This window comes from Microtetraspora fusca, from assembly GCF_001570365.1.
Taxonomy (GTDB): Bacteria; Actinomycetota; Actinomycetes; order Streptosporangiales; family Streptosporangiaceae; genus Microtetraspora; species Microtetraspora fusca.
Genome location: NZ_BBYK01000060.1, coordinates 98,819 through 111,758 on the forward strand (window position 1 = coordinate 98,819; position 12,940 = coordinate 111,758).

Sequence of the window (12,940 nt, forward strand, 5' to 3'; positions counted from 1 at the left end):
AAGGCGGACAAAACGCGATTCCCATTGTATGAGGCGGGAGCGCCAATATCATTTGCGCTCGTTCTGTGGAATCGGTAGAACTGCTAGTTATTAATCATTTACTCTCGGTCATATGGATGACCGCGTGCTGGTCGAGGCGTTGCGGGCTCGGGACCCGGGCGCCCTGGCCGCGCTGTACGACACATATGCCGAAGCGATTTACCGATACTGCCTCGTCATGCTCGGCGGCCCGGACAGTGCGCAGGTCGCCCTGCGCGACACGCTGATCGCCGCGGAGGCGCTGGTCGGCTCGCTGGCGGACCCGGAGCGGTTCCGCGTCTGGCTCTACACGCTGGCGCGAGGCGAGTGCCTGCGCCGCCGCACCCCGCAGGGCGCCGAGCCGCCGGACACCGACCTCTCGACCGTGCTCGTGCCCCAGTTGTCCGATCCCGCCGACGCGGAGCTGCGGGTCGTCGCCTGGCACGCCACCCGCTGCCTGGCCCCGGAGGACCGGGAGGTCCTCGAACTCGCCAGCCGGCACGGGCTGACCGGAGCCGACCTCGCGACCGTCCTCGGAACCGGCCAGCGCTACGCCGACGGCCTCCAGGAGGCCGCGACCGAGCGGCTCAGCGACGCGGTCACCGTCGAGATCCTGGCGCGGAAAGGGCCCTACGACTGCCCCCGCAGGGCGAAGATCCTGACCGGGTTCTCCGGTGAGCTGACCGCCGAGACCCGCGAGCGAATCTCTCGCCATATCGCCCGATGTGACACCTGTGCCGCTCATCGCGTGCGGCACGTCTCGCTGGCCAAGGTCTTCGGTCTGCTTCCCCAGGCGACCCTGCCGGACACCGTGCGCGTACGGGTGATGAGCTGCTTCGCCGACCCCGATCTGGTCGCCTACCGCCGTTATGTCGCCAACCGGGTGGGGCGGCTCACCTCCGCCGGATTTCCGTCGGGCGGCGGCGGCCGGGTCTGGCCGCGGGCGCTCGGCGGTGCCCTGGCGACCGTGGCGGCGGTCGGGCTCGTGCTGATGTCGTTCAACCAGTTCGCCGGCCGTCCGGAGGACCGGATCGTCGGCATCGCGTCCGACGCGTTCCCCGGCGCGGGCGACCCGCCCGGGCTGAAGGTGCCGTGGAAGGCCACTCCCCGGGATCGGCCGATGATCCTGACCCCGATCCTCGACCGCGACCCGGCCCGTACCGCAGGGGCGCGCGACGACGAGGAGTGGCCCGCCGTACAGACCAGTCCGGATGCGGGGACCGGGGCGGGCGGCACGCCGTCGCCCTCCACCTCGGCTACGCCGTCGCCCCGGCCGTCACGTGTGGGAACGCCGTCCGCGCGGCCGTCGGCGAGCCCGTCCGACGACGTGTCTCCGCTGCCGGAGCCGTCGGACCCGCCGAGCGAATCGCCCACTCCCGACGACCCCCAGACACCCGATCGTGAGCATCAGCGTCATCCCCGTCCGTGGCGCAGTTGCCCGCCCGAGCGCTCGCCGTCGCCGTCCCCCAGCCGTACCCCGACCGCGAGCCCCACCCCGTCCGCGACGCCGAGCGCGTCGAGCACGCCGGCCCCGGCGGAGCGACCGGCTCGCCCCGCCCGCTCCGCCCTGCCGGAGGAGCCCGCACGGCCGGTCATCGCAGGAGGGGCAGCGGGATCTCCGGAACGCCCCGGAGGCCGCCACGACGACGGCTCTCCGAACGCTTCAGCCGCCGTTCCGACCCCTGCGGAATCGGCGTCGACCGGATAATCCCATCCGTCGTCGTTATCCCATCAAAACGATAAACCGGCCCTTTTTCCATGCCGTCCGGCCGTAGCCGGAATTGCCCGAGAATGCCGCCGAGAATTTTCCGCTCACGACGATTACGCTCGGTGAGCCTAGCGTGTGCGCAGAGTTATTATCGGGGAATCTGGGGGTGGTGAAAGGGAAGGGGGCACCATGCCACTCCGCATGGCATCCGGGCACGTCGCCGGGCTCGCTTGCGGGCTCATTCTTACTTTGACCGCCCCGGCGGGCGCCGATCCGGGACAACCGGTGGGAAAGATCTCCGACGCGCGCGAGCAGGTCCGCGCCCGCGCCCAGGAACTCGGCCGAGCCCAGGCCGAATACGCCGAGGCCAAGGCCCATCTGGCCGAGCTCAACGCCGAGGTCGAGCGGCTCGTCGAGGCCTACAACGGTCGGCTCGTCATGTTGCGTGCGGCCGAAGAGGCGTACAACCAGGTCTCGCAGCGGCTGGACCAGGCGCGGACCGAGGTCGAGGACGCCAGGGAGCCGGTCGCGGCGGTGGCCGCGCAGCGCTACGCGAACAACATCAGCGTCGGCGAGATGGGCCTCGCCCTGATGACGGGGGCCGACGGGTTCGAGGGATTCATGCGGCAGGCCGGGGTGCTGAGCCAGCTCGGCAGCGAGCAGGCCGCGAGCATGCAGAACCTGGCCGACACCCAGACCGTGCTCGGCATCGTCCGTACCCAGGCGGCCCAGGCGTACGACGAGCAGGAGCAGCACGCCGAGGAGGCCAGGCTCGCCAAGGAAGCGGCGGCCAACGCCGTGGCTGAGCAGGAGCGCCAGATGGAGGAGATCAAAAAGACGACCGAGGAGATCTCCCAGCGCCTCGACGCCGCACGCTCCCGGGTGGAGCGGTTACGGCAGGCCCGCGAGGCGCGCAGGCAGTCCCGGCTGCGGACCATCAGCACACGGGCGGCGCTCAAGGCCCCGTCGTGGGCGACCGCCGAGGCGGGCGGCCCGGGCGGTGTCGCGGCGAACTGGGCGCTCCAACAGCTCGGCAAGCCGTACGTGTGGGCGGCGGCGGGGCCGTCGAGCTTCGACTGCTCGGGGCTGACCATGCGGGCATGGGAGCGCGCGGGGATCGATCTCGACCACTGGACCGGCACCCAGTGGCAGTCGGGGCCGCACGTGTCGATCGACCAGCTCCAGCCGGGAGACCTGGTCTTCTTCGGACACGTGTCGCAGGATCCGGGGTCGATCCACCACGTCGGCCTCTACATTGGACGGGGCATGATGGTCCACGCCCCCCAGACGGGGGACGTGGTGCGCATCGCGCCCATCTGGCGTCCCGACCTCGTCGGAGCCACCAGGCCGAGCTGATCAGGCGTGCTCGTGGCCCTGCTCCTGGAAGCGCTTCGCGGAGTTGGCGATCTCAACCTCGGCCTCGGCCCGGCCCACCCAGTTGGCGCCCTCGACTGACTTGCCCGGCTCCAGGTCCTTGTAGACCTCGAAGAAGTGCTGGATCTCCAGCCGGTCGAACTCGGCGACGTGGTGGATGTCGCGGATGTGCTCCATGCGCGGGTCCGTGGCGGGCACGCACAGGACCTTGTCGTCGCCGCCCTTCTCGTCCGTCATGCGGAACATGCCGACCGCGCGGCACTTGATCAGGCAGCCGGGGAAGGTCGGCTCCTGGAGCAGGACGAGCGCGTCGAGCGGGTCGCCGTCCTCGCCGAGCGTGTTCTCGATGAAGCCATAGTCGGCGGGGTACTGAGTGGATGTGAAAAGCAGGCGGTCCAGCCGGATGCGTCCGGTCTCGTGGTCCACCTCGTACTTGTTCCGTTGCCCCTTGGGAATCTCAACGACAACGTCGAACTCCACTACGGTTCCTCCACTCAAGCTCTCCCGGCATCCCGGGGGCGTTAATGTCTCGTAGGCGTATATCCCATTTGGCGCGACAAGAGGTGACATGGTGCGACGAGAGCGATGGGTGCTGTTGGCCACCCTCGCCCTATTGCAGGTGTTCGCCGTCGCCGCAGGCGTCCATATGTTCGCCAAGGTCACCCGCGGACCGTCAGCTCCGATCGCGTCTCCGGAACCGACCCCCACCCCCATCATCACCGCAGGCGCGGTGCTGGCCGCGGTTGGGGACGCGCCTCTCCCCGCTAAGGGTACTTTGACCGCGCGGCTCACCAATGCCCTGGGTGACCCCGCGCTCGGCCACAGCCTTGGCGGCGTCGTCATCGACGTGGAGACCGGCACCACGCTGTTCGACGGCCGCTCCAACGTCGCCCTCACCCCCGCGTCCACGACCAAGATCGTCACGGCCGTGGCCACGCTCTCCTCTCTCGACCCCGACACCACCTTCGCGACCAAGGTCGTCACCGGCGCCGAGCAGAACTCCATCGTCCTCGTCGGCGGCGGCGACCCCACCCTCGCCGGGCCGAAGAAGGGCCGCGACGTCTATCCCGAGCCCGCCTCGCTCGCCACCCTGGCCGCCCGTACGGCCAAGGCGCTCAAGGCCGCCAAGATCACGTCGGTCACCCTCGGGTACGACGACTCCCTCTTCGAGGGGCCGGTCACCCCGCCCGGCTGGAAGCCGACGTACGTGCCGGAGGGAAGCGCCTCGACGGTCACCGCGCTCGCCATCGACGAGGGCAGGGTCGCGCCCGGCGAGAGCGCCCGGGTCCCCGACCCGCCGCGCGCCGCCGCGGGCGCCTTCGCGTCGCTCCTCGGCACGTACGGAATCAAGGTCGGCAAGGACGTCAAGTCCGTCACGGCCCCGAAGACGGCCAAGGAACTCGCCCGGGTCGAGTCGGCACCCGTCTACGCCCTGGTGGAGCGGATGCTCACCATGAGCGACAACGACCTCGCCGAGGCGCTCGGCCGCCAGATCGCGATCAAGGAGGGGCTCCCGCACACCTTCGCCGGGCAGGTGGCGGCGGTCCACCGCGTCCTCGCAAGGATCGGCCTCGACAAGGACATCACGATCACCGACAGCAGCGGCCTGTCGATCAAGAACCGCATCACCCCGACCGCGCTCGCCCGCGTGCTCGCCTACGCGGCCCAGCCGGCCAACCAGAACCTGCACTCACTCGTCACCGGGCTGCCCATCGCCCGTTTCACCGGCACCCTGCACAACCGCTACGACCGGCCGGGATCCGAGGCCGGAGCCGGGCTGGTCCGGGCCAAGACCGGGACGCTCAACGGTGTGAACACCCTCGCCGGGGTCGCCTCCACCGCGAACGGGCGGCTCCTCGCCTTCGCGTTCATGGCCGACGACGTCCCCGATCCCTGGGCCGCCGTGGGCGCCCTCGACCGCCTGGCCACGATCGTCGCCCAGAGCTGAGGCCGGAGCCGAGGCCAGAGCTGGGGCCGGCGCCGAGGCCAGGCGCGCCCCTCGCGCGCACGGCGTGGGGGAAGAACGTACGGTGGTGTGTATGCAGGTGATCGACTGGGATCTGGCCGTAGCGACCGGCGTGCGTCTCGTGCGCCCGGGCCCACAGGTGAGCCGGGAAGAGGCCAGACAGGCGGTCGCCGAGCTGAGGCGGCTGTCCCGTGAGGCCGAGGGGCACGTGCGGGACTTCACCCGCATCGACTCGGCGCCGCCGGAGGCGGCGACCATCGTCGACCGGCCGGGGTGGATCCGCGCGAACGTGGACGGGTTCAGGGTGGTTTTCGAGCCCCTGACCCAGAAGGTGTCGTCCAACATGCCGGCGATCGTCGGAGCCGTCGGCTCCCGGATCACCGGGGTCGAGGTGGGCGCCGTCCTGGCGTTCCTCGCCTCCCGGGTGCTCGGGCAGTACGAGCTGTTCCTCCCGCCGGACCCCGACGGCCGCGCGCCGACGGGACGGCTCACCCTGGTCGCGCCCAACATCGTGCACACCGAGCGCGAGATGGGGGTCAACGCGCGTGACTTCCGTCTCTGGGTCTGCCTCCACGAGGAGACCCACCGCGTGCAGTTCACCGGCGTCCCCTGGCTCCGCGACTACGTCCGGACCCAGATGACCGACTTCCTGCTCGCCTCCGACATGGACCTGACGACCCTGCTCGAACGGCTGCGCGCCGCCTCGGACGCGGTCGCCGACGCCTTCAAGGGAGGCGACGGCAACCTCATCGAGGCGATCCAGACCCCCGAGCAGAAGGCGGTGCTCGACCGGGTCACCGCGGTGATGACGCTGGTCGAGGGGCACGGCGACTACGTCATGGACGCTGTGGGCCCGTCCGTCGTCCCGTCGGTGGCCGAGATCAGGTCCAGGTTCCAGCGCCGCCGCGAGGGCGGGTCGCGCATCGACCAGCTCATTCGGCGCCTGCTCGGCATCGAGCTCAAGATGAAGCAGTACGCCGAGGGCTCCCACTTCGTCCGCACGGTCGTCGAGGCGGCGGGGATGGACGGCTTCAACCGGGTCTGGACGTCACCCGAGACGCTGCCGACCAAGGAGGAGATCACCGCTCCCCAGGCGTGGATGAGCCGGGTCCTCGGCACCCGCTCGCTCGCCTCGTCGGAGAACACGCCGCCGGAGAACCCGTCGTCGGGCAACGGGCGGCGGCCCGAGGATCCCTCGGCCGACGCGGAGGCCGCCGGTCCCGGCGCCTGACTCCTCACGCCCGGCGTTTTCTCCGTACGGCCACGCGGCGGACACAATGGCCTCATGGGTCCCCATCCCGCCGTCGCCGACGTCCGCCGTGCCGTACGGCTGTCGCTCGCGGACCTGCCCGCCGGGGCGCTCGTGCTGGCCGCGTGCAGCGGCGGCGCGGACTCGCTCGCCCTCGCGGCGGCCCTCGGCTTCTCCGCGCCCCGCATGGGTCTGCGCGCGGGGTTGCTGACCGTCGACCACGGCCTGCAGGACGGTTCCGCGGCCCGTGCCCGCGATCTCGTACGGCTCGCGCCGGAGCTCGGCCTCGACCCCGCGCTGGCCCTGCCGATCACCGTGGGCACCGAGGGCGGGCCGGAGGCGGCGGCGCGCGAGGCCCGCTACGCGGCGCTCTCGGAGGCCGCCGGGCGGCTGGAGGCGACGGCCGTGCTGCTGGGGCACACGCTGAACGACCAGGCGGAGACGGTGCTGCTGCGGCTGGCGCGCGGCAGCGGCACCCGCTCGCTGTCCGGGATGGCCTCGGTGTCCGGGCTGTACCGCAGGCCGCTTCTCGGACTGAGCCGGGCGAGGACCGAGGAGGCGTGCGCGGCGCTCGGCCTGGAACCCTGGCACGACCCGCACAACACCGATCCCGCCTTCACCCGGGTCAGGGTCAGGCACGATGTCATGCCCGTCCTGGAGGCGGCGCTCGGGCCGGGCGTCGCGGAGGCGCTCGCCCGCACCGCCCGCCTGTGCCGTGACGACGCCGACGCGCTGGACGAGTGGGCCGACGCAGTTCTGGCGGAATCGCGGACCGGGCCGGGGGCGCCGCTGGCGGTGGCCGTTTTGGAGAAGGTGCCGGGGGCGGTGCGGCGGAGGGTCATCCAGCGGGCCGCCGTCGAGGCCGGCGCGCCCGCGTCCGCGCTGGCCGCGGTGCACATCGACGAGGTGGAGCGGCTGCTCACGGCCTGGCGGGGGCAGAAGCGGGTCGATCTACCCGGGGGGGTGGGAGCGGTCCGGCGCTGTGGCACCCTGATATTTGCTACTGGGAACAACCTCGCGTAAGGAATCCGCAGGTGGATGCTGCCGACATGGGCAAGGACCTTTTGAGCGTCCTCATTCCGGAACACGAGCTCCAAGCGAAGATCAAGGAGCTTTCCGGCCAGATAGACGCCGACTACGACGGTAAGGACCTGCTGATCGTCGGCGTCCTCAAGGGTGCGGTCATGGTCATGGCCGACCTCGCCAGGGCGTTGCACGTCCCGGTGAACATGGATTGGATGGCCGTGTCCTCGTACGGCGCGGGCACGAAGTCCTCCGGCGTGGTGCGGGTGCTGAAGGACCTCGACACCGACATCGCCGGCCGCCACGTGCTCGTCGTCGAGGACATCATCGACTCGGGGCTCACGCTCTCCTGGCTGATGAACAATTTGAAGTCGCGCGACCCGGCGTCGCTGGAGATCTTCGCGCTGCTCCGCAAGCCGGACGCGGTCAAGGTCCCGATCGACGTGAAGTATCTCGGGTTCGACATTCCCAACGAGTTCGTGATCGGTTACGGACTCGACTACGCGGAGCGATACCGCAACCTTCCGTTCATCGGCACCCTCGCCCCGCACGTATACGGCGGCGAGTAAGCCCTGAGCGAAGTCCCCTTGTGCGGCCGCGATCCGCTCCCAGGTAGGGAACACGGATTGCGTGACGTACGTTGGAAAGGTAAAGCCGGAGCCGCTCTTGCAGTTACCGCATGCGGCGGCCCGGTGTACCTTCGGATATCTGCAGGGTGCCATTCGGTTACCTGCGGGTAGTCAGTAGGAGCGGCGAGGGATGCCGCGACCCGGGTTCCACCCGGGGCCAGGCCTTGGTCAGGAAGGGACGGGCCCGCCGGGGTTCCGCAACGGATGGATCTCAAGCGATTTACACGTGGGCCACTACTGTGGATCCTGGGCATCGTCGTGCTTCTCCTGCTCGTCACCACGATGTTCAACGGTGACGGCAATTACGCCACTGCCGATACTTCTACTGTTGTCCAGCAGATCCAGCAGGGCAACGTGAAGAACGCCACAGTTGTCGACAAGGACCAGCGGGTCGAACTGACGCTGAACAAGCCGATCGACGTCGCCGGCAAGTCCGTCGACCGCATCCAGGCCCCCTGGGTGCAGGGCCAGGGCGTCCAGCTCACCGAGGCGCTGGCGAAGGCCAACCCCTCCAAAGGCTGGACCGTAGAGGTCCCCAGGGAGAACTTCCTGGTCAGCCTGCTGGTCAGCTTCCTGCCGATCATCATCATCGTCCTGATCTTCCTGTTCATCATGAACCAGATGCAGGGCGGCGGCTCCCGAGTGATGAACTTCGGTAAGTCGCGGGCGAAGCTGATCACCAAGGACACTCCCAAGACGACGTTCGCCGACGTCGCGGGTGCCGACGAGGCCATCGAGGAACTCCAGGAGATCAAAGAGTTCCTGCAGGCCCCGGCAAAGTTCCAGGCGATCGGCGCCAAGATCCCCAAGGGCGTCCTGCTGTACGGCCCGCCCGGCACCGGTAAGACCCTGCTCGCCAGGGCCGTGGCCGGCGAGGCAGGGGTGCCGTTCTACTCGATCTCGGGTTCCGACTTCGTCGAGATGTTCGTGGGTGTCGGCGCCTCGCGCGTCCGTGACCTGTTCGAGCAGGCGAAGGCGAACGCCCCGGCGATCATCTTCATCGACGAGATCGACGCGGTGGGCCGCCACCGCGGCGCCGGTCTCGGCGGTGGCCACGACGAGCGCGAGCAGACGCTGAACCAGCTCCTCGTCGAGATGGACGGCTTCGACGTGAAGGGCGGCGTCATCCTCATCGCCGCGACCAACCGGCCCGACATCCTCGATCCGGCGCTGCTGCGTCCCGGCCGTTTCGACCGTCAGGTCGTCATCGACCGCCCCGACCTGGAGGGCCGCAAGGGCATCCTGCGCGTCCACGGGCGTGGCAAGCCGTTCGGTCAGGACGTCGACCTCGACGTCATCGCGCGGCGTACGCCGGGCTTCACCGGTGCCGACCTCGCGAACGTGATCAACGAGGCGGCGCTGCTGACCGCCCGTCAGGACCAGAAGCTCATCTCGATGAACACCCTTGAGGAGTCCATCGACCGCGTGATGGCGGGTCCCGAGCGCAAGTCCCGCGTGATGTCCGACGAGGAAAAGAAGATCATCGCGTACCACGAGGGCGGTCACGCCCTGGTCGCGCACGCGCTGCCCAACTCCGACCCGGTTCACAAGATCACGATCCTGTCCCGCGGCCGCGCCCTCGGTTACACGATGACGCTGCCGATGGAGGACAAGTTCCTGGCGACCAGGTCCGAGATGATGGACCAGCTCGCGATGCTGCTGGGCGGCCGCACGGCGGAGGAGCTCGTCTTCCACGAGCCCACCACGGGCGCGTCCAACGACATCGAGAAGGCCACCTCCATCGCCCGCCGCATGGTCACCGAGTACGGCATGAGTGAGAAGCTCGGCGCCCGTAAGTTCGGCAGCGGCAACGGCGAGGTCTTCCTCGGCCGTGAGATGGGCCACGAGCGCGACTACTCCGAGCAGATCGCCTCCACGATCGACGAGGAGGTCCGCCGGCTCATCGAGTCCGCGCACGACCAGGCGTGGGAGATCCTCGTCCAGTACCGTGACGTGCTCGACAACCTCGTGCTCGAGCTCATGGAGAAGGAGACCCTCTCCCGCGAGCAGGTGCTCGAGGTCTTCGCGCCGGTCCAGATCAAGGAGAAGCGGCCGTCGTACGCCGGGTACGGCAAGCGCCTCCCGTCCGACCGCCCGCCGGTGATCACGCCGAAGGAGCGGGCCAACGGCAACGGCCAGGCCCTGCCCGCGGGCAGCCCGGCCCCCTGGATGAACGACCAGGCACCGCAGAAGGACGAGGCCTGACCGTGACGGTGGAGCCCCACCACGTGGACCAGGGCCGGATCGAGAAGGCCGTCCGGGAGATCCTCCTCGCGATCGGCGAGGATCCCGACAGGGACGGCCTCCGCGACACCCCGGCCCGGGTCGCGCGCGCCTACACCGAGCAGTTCGCCGGCCTCGGGCAGCGCCCCGAGGACGCGCTCACCACGATGTTCGACGCCGACCACGACGAGATGGTGCTGGTCAAGGACATCGAGGTCATGTCCACCTGCGAGCACCACCTGCTGCCCTTCCATGGCGTGGCCCACGTCGGATACACGCCGAACGCCAAGGGGCAGATCACCGGGCTGTCCAAGCTGGCCCGGCTGGTGGACGTCTACGCCCGCCGCCCCCAGGTCCAGGAGCGGATGACGTCGCAGATCGCGGACGGGCTGATGCGGGTGCTCGAACCGCGCGGCGTGATCGTCGTGATCGAGGCCGAGCACATGTGCATGAGCATGCGCGGAGTCCGTAAGCCGGGTGCCAAGACCATCACCTCCGCGGTCAGGGGCGACTTCCGCACCTGCGAGAGCACGCGGGCCGAGGCGATGTCGCTGATCCTCGGGCGCAACTGATCCGGATTCCGTTCGTCACCTCCGTCATGGAAGAGGAGGGGAGCATGACCACACACCACGTGCCCGGTATGCCCGCCCCCGAGCGTTGCCTGGTCATGGGCGTGGTCAACGTGACCCCCGACTCCTTCTCGGACGGCGGGCAGTGGTTCGACCCTGACGCCGCCGTCGCCCACGGGCTGGAGCTGGTCGCTCAAGGCGCGGACATCGTGGACGTCGGCGGCGAGTCCACCCGCCCCGGCGCCGCCCGCGTCTCTCTGGAGGAGGAGCTGCGCCGGGTCGAGCCGGTGATCCGCGCCCTCCGGCAGGAGGGCGTGACGGTCAGCGTCGACACCATGCGGGCCGAGGTCGCCGAGGCGGCCGTGGAAGCGGGCGCCGGCCTCGTCAACGACGTGAGCGGCGGGCTGGCCGATCCGGCGATGCCCAGGGTCGTCGCGGCGACGGGCGTGCCGTACGTCGTGATGCACTGGCGCGGCCACAGCCACGACATGGACAGCCGCGCCATGTACGGCGACGTCGTCACCGAGGTGGTCGAGGAGCTGCGCAAGCGGGTCGACTCGGTGCTCGGTGAGGGCGTGCGCGAGGAGCAGATCGTCGTCGATCCCGGGCTCGGCTTCTCCAAGAACGCCGAGCACAACTGGGAGCTGCTGGCCGGCATCCGCCGCCTGGATGAGCTGGGGCACCCGGTGCTCATCGGCGCGTCGCGCAAGCGCTTCCTCGGACGGCTGCTCGCGGACGCCGAGGGCAGGCCGCGTTCCTTCGATCGTAATGACGACGCCACGCTGGCGGTCACCGCGCTCGCCGCGCGAGAGGGCGCCTGGTGCGTCCGCGTCCACCAGGTCGGGCCCAACGCGGACGCCGTACGCGTGGCGGCGGCCTGGAAGGCAGCCGATGAAGGCCGTTGAGGAGCTCAACCAGGAGTTCTACGACGCGATCGAGAGCGGCGATCTGGACCGGATGTCGGAGATCTGGGCCGAGGACGCGGGCGATCGGGTCGCGATGTGCGTCCATCCCGGCTGGCCCATGCTCAGCGGCCGGGCCGAGGTGCTGCGCTCGTGGGCTCTGATCATGGCGAACACGCCGTACATCCAGTTCGTGCTGACCGACGTGCGGACCTCTGTGCTCGGCGACGTGGCCGTGCTCACCTGTGCGGAGAACATCCTTACCGCAGCGGACACCGACGAGGCCGGGTTCGCCGCCGGCCGGGTGGTCGCGACCAGCACCTATGTCCGCACACCTGAGGGCTGGCGTCTGTGGCTCTACCACGGTTCCCCTGTCCTGCAGAGCGAGGACGAGGAGGAGGAAGAGTGAGCCGCCCAAGGGACAGCGTCCGTCTGGTGGGGTTGCGGGCGCGGGGCCGGCACGGCTGCCTGCCCGCCGAGCGCGAGCTGGGGCAGGAGTTCGTGGTCGACGCGACGTTGTTCCTCGACACCGCGCCGGCCGCCGCCGGGGACGACCTGACCAAGACCGTCGACTACGGCGCGCTGGCCGTACGCCTGGTCGAGACGGTCGAGGGTGAGCCGGTCGATCTCATCGAGACCCTCGCCGAGCGCCTCGCCGCCGTCTGCCTCTCCTACGACCTGGTCGAGGAGGCGGAGGTGAGCGTGCACAAGCCCGCCGCGCCCATCCCGTTGCCGTTCGACGACGTGGTGGTGACCATCAGGAGGGGGCGGGCATGAGGGTGGTACTTGCGCTCGGCAGCAACCTCGGCCGCCGGATGGAGAACCTTCAGGGGGCGCTCGACGCCCTCTTCGACGCTCCGGGGCTGACCTTCGTCGCCGTGTCCCCCGTCTACGAGACCGATCCGGTCGGCGGGCCCGAGCAGCAGGGGGCCTACCTCAACGCGGTCGTCGTGGCCGAATCCATGCTGGACGCGCGGGCGCTCCTCGAACGCGCCCAGGGCGTCGAGAACGCCTTCGGCCGGGTGCGCCTCGTGCGCAACGGGCCGCGCACGCTCGACGTGGACCTGATCGTGGTGGACGAGATCGTGTCGGACGACCCCGAGCTCACGCTCCCGCACCCCCGGGCGCACGAGCGGGCATTCGTACTGGTTCCCTGGTCGCGTGCCGACCCGGACGCGACGGTCCCCGGGCGCGGCGCGGTGGCGGACCTGCTCGCCGGGCTCGACCAGACCGGCGTACGGCTGCGCGAGGACCTCTCCCTGGAGCCCCCCGCCTGATG

General features: G+C 70.0%; 13 protein-coding genes. 12 read left to right on the top strand and 1 reads right to left on the bottom strand.

Annotation, left to right across the window (positions count from 1 at the left end; genetic code table 11):
• Positions 1-112: 112 nt before the first annotated feature.
• Positions 113-1,726: an RNA polymerase sigma factor gene (locus tag AWQ68_RS28280; protein ID WP_157545827.1), complete on the top strand. Its 1,614-nt coding sequence runs from the start codon at positions 113-115 to the stop codon at positions 1,724-1,726.
• A gap of 189 nt (positions 1,727-1,915) precedes the next feature.
• Entirely contained in the window at positions 1,916-3,082 is a 1,167-nt protein-coding gene (locus AWQ68_RS28285) for a C40 family peptidase (protein ID WP_084464483.1), read from the top strand.
• Here AWQ68_RS28285 and AWQ68_RS28290 read toward each other — a convergent pair whose 3' ends face one another.
• Positions 3,083-3,580: an inorganic diphosphatase gene (locus AWQ68_RS28290; protein ID WP_066945712.1), complete on the bottom strand. Its 498-nt coding sequence runs from the start codon at positions 3,578-3,580 to the stop codon at positions 3,083-3,085.
• Positions 3,581-3,668: 88 nt separating this feature from the next.
• Between AWQ68_RS28290 and dacB the strand changes: the two genes are divergently transcribed.
• The 10 genes from dacB (at position 3,669) to folK (ending at position 12,938) form a co-directional block, all read left to right on the top strand.
• Positions 3,669-5,048 (top strand): D-alanyl-D-alanine carboxypeptidase/D-alanyl-D-alanine endopeptidase, encoded by a 1,380-nt coding sequence (gene dacB / locus AWQ68_RS28295; RefSeq protein WP_174554159.1) that lies wholly within the window; start codon positions 3,669-3,671, stop codon positions 5,046-5,048.
• A gap of 91 nt (positions 5,049-5,139) precedes the next feature.
• The gene (locus AWQ68_RS28300) at positions 5,140-6,297 is read left to right on the top strand and encodes an Rv3626c family coenzyme F420 biosynthesis-associated protein (RefSeq protein ID WP_174554160.1); all 1,158 of its coding nucleotides are present in this window, start codon (positions 5,140-5,142) and stop codon (positions 6,295-6,297) included.
• 54 nt (positions 6,298-6,351) lie between these two features.
• Entirely contained in the window at positions 6,352-7,338 is a 987-nt protein-coding gene (gene tilS, locus AWQ68_RS28305; protein WP_066945715.1) for a tRNA lysidine(34) synthetase TilS, read from the top strand.
• Positions 7,339-7,349: 11 nt separating this feature from the next.
• On the top strand, positions 7,350-7,907 hold the full coding sequence (hpt, locus tag AWQ68_RS28310) for a hypoxanthine phosphoribosyltransferase (protein WP_084464484.1): 558 nt from the start codon (positions 7,350-7,352) through the stop codon (positions 7,905-7,907).
• 264 nt (positions 7,908-8,171) lie between these two features.
• Positions 8,172-10,172 carry an ATP-dependent zinc metalloprotease FtsH gene (ftsH, locus tag AWQ68_RS28315; RefSeq protein WP_066945721.1) on the top strand — a complete coding sequence of 667 codons (2,001 nt, stop codon included), beginning with the start codon at positions 8,172-8,174 and terminating at the stop codon, positions 10,170-10,172.
• 8 nt (positions 10,173-10,180) lie between these two features.
• Positions 10,181-10,762, top strand: a complete 582-nt coding sequence (folE, locus tag AWQ68_RS28320) for a GTP cyclohydrolase I FolE (RefSeq protein WP_373281550.1) — start codon at positions 10,181-10,183, stop codon at positions 10,760-10,762.
• A 44-nt stretch (positions 10,763-10,806) separates the two neighbouring features.
• The gene (gene folP, locus AWQ68_RS28325; RefSeq protein ID WP_066945724.1) at positions 10,807-11,664 is read left to right on the top strand and encodes a dihydropteroate synthase; all 858 of its coding nucleotides are present in this window, start codon (positions 10,807-10,809) and stop codon (positions 11,662-11,664) included.
• A complete protein-coding gene (locus tag AWQ68_RS28330) occupies positions 11,651-12,070 on the top strand; it encodes a nuclear transport factor 2 family protein (protein WP_066945727.1) in 420 nt (139 codons plus the stop codon). The genes folP and AWQ68_RS28330 overlap by 14 nt, the downstream gene beginning before the upstream one ends.
• Positions 12,067-12,438 carry a dihydroneopterin aldolase gene (folB, locus tag AWQ68_RS28335; RefSeq protein WP_066945729.1) on the top strand — a complete coding sequence of 124 codons (372 nt, stop codon included), beginning with the start codon at positions 12,067-12,069 and terminating at the stop codon, positions 12,436-12,438. Before AWQ68_RS28330 ends, folB begins: the two co-directional genes overlap by 4 nt.
• Complete coding sequence (gene folK, locus AWQ68_RS28340; protein WP_066945732.1) at positions 12,435-12,938, top strand: 2-amino-4-hydroxy-6-hydroxymethyldihydropteridine diphosphokinase; 504 nt, start codon at positions 12,435-12,437, stop codon at positions 12,936-12,938. The genes folB and folK overlap by 4 nt, the downstream gene beginning before the upstream one ends.
• The last annotated feature ends 2 nt before the right edge of the window (positions 12,939-12,940 follow it).

Coding starts and splice junctions, on each gene's coding strand:
- folK (WP_066945732.1), top strand. CDS start 12,435: ATGAGGGTGGTACTTGCGCTCGGCAGCAACCTCGGCCGCCGGATGGAG.
- folP (WP_066945724.1), top strand. CDS start 10,807: ATGACCACACACCACGTGCCCGGTATGCCCGCCCCCGAGCGTTGCCTG.
- AWQ68_RS28330 (WP_066945727.1), top strand. CDS start 11,651: ATGAAGGCCGTTGAGGAGCTCAACCAGGAGTTCTACGACGCGATCGAG.
- AWQ68_RS28280 (WP_157545827.1), top strand. CDS start 113: ATGGATGACCGCGTGCTGGTCGAGGCGTTGCGGGCTCGGGACCCGGGC.
- ftsH (WP_066945721.1), top strand. CDS start 8,172: ATGGATCTCAAGCGATTTACACGTGGGCCACTACTGTGGATCCTGGGC.
- AWQ68_RS28300 (WP_174554160.1), top strand. CDS start 5,140: ATGCAGGTGATCGACTGGGATCTGGCCGTAGCGACCGGCGTGCGTCTC.
- tilS (WP_066945715.1), top strand. CDS start 6,352: ATGGGTCCCCATCCCGCCGTCGCCGACGTCCGCCGTGCCGTACGGCTG.
- AWQ68_RS28285 (WP_084464483.1), top strand. CDS start 1,916: ATGCCACTCCGCATGGCATCCGGGCACGTCGCCGGGCTCGCTTGCGGG.
- dacB (WP_174554159.1), top strand. CDS start 3,669: ATGGTGCGACGAGAGCGATGGGTGCTGTTGGCCACCCTCGCCCTATTG.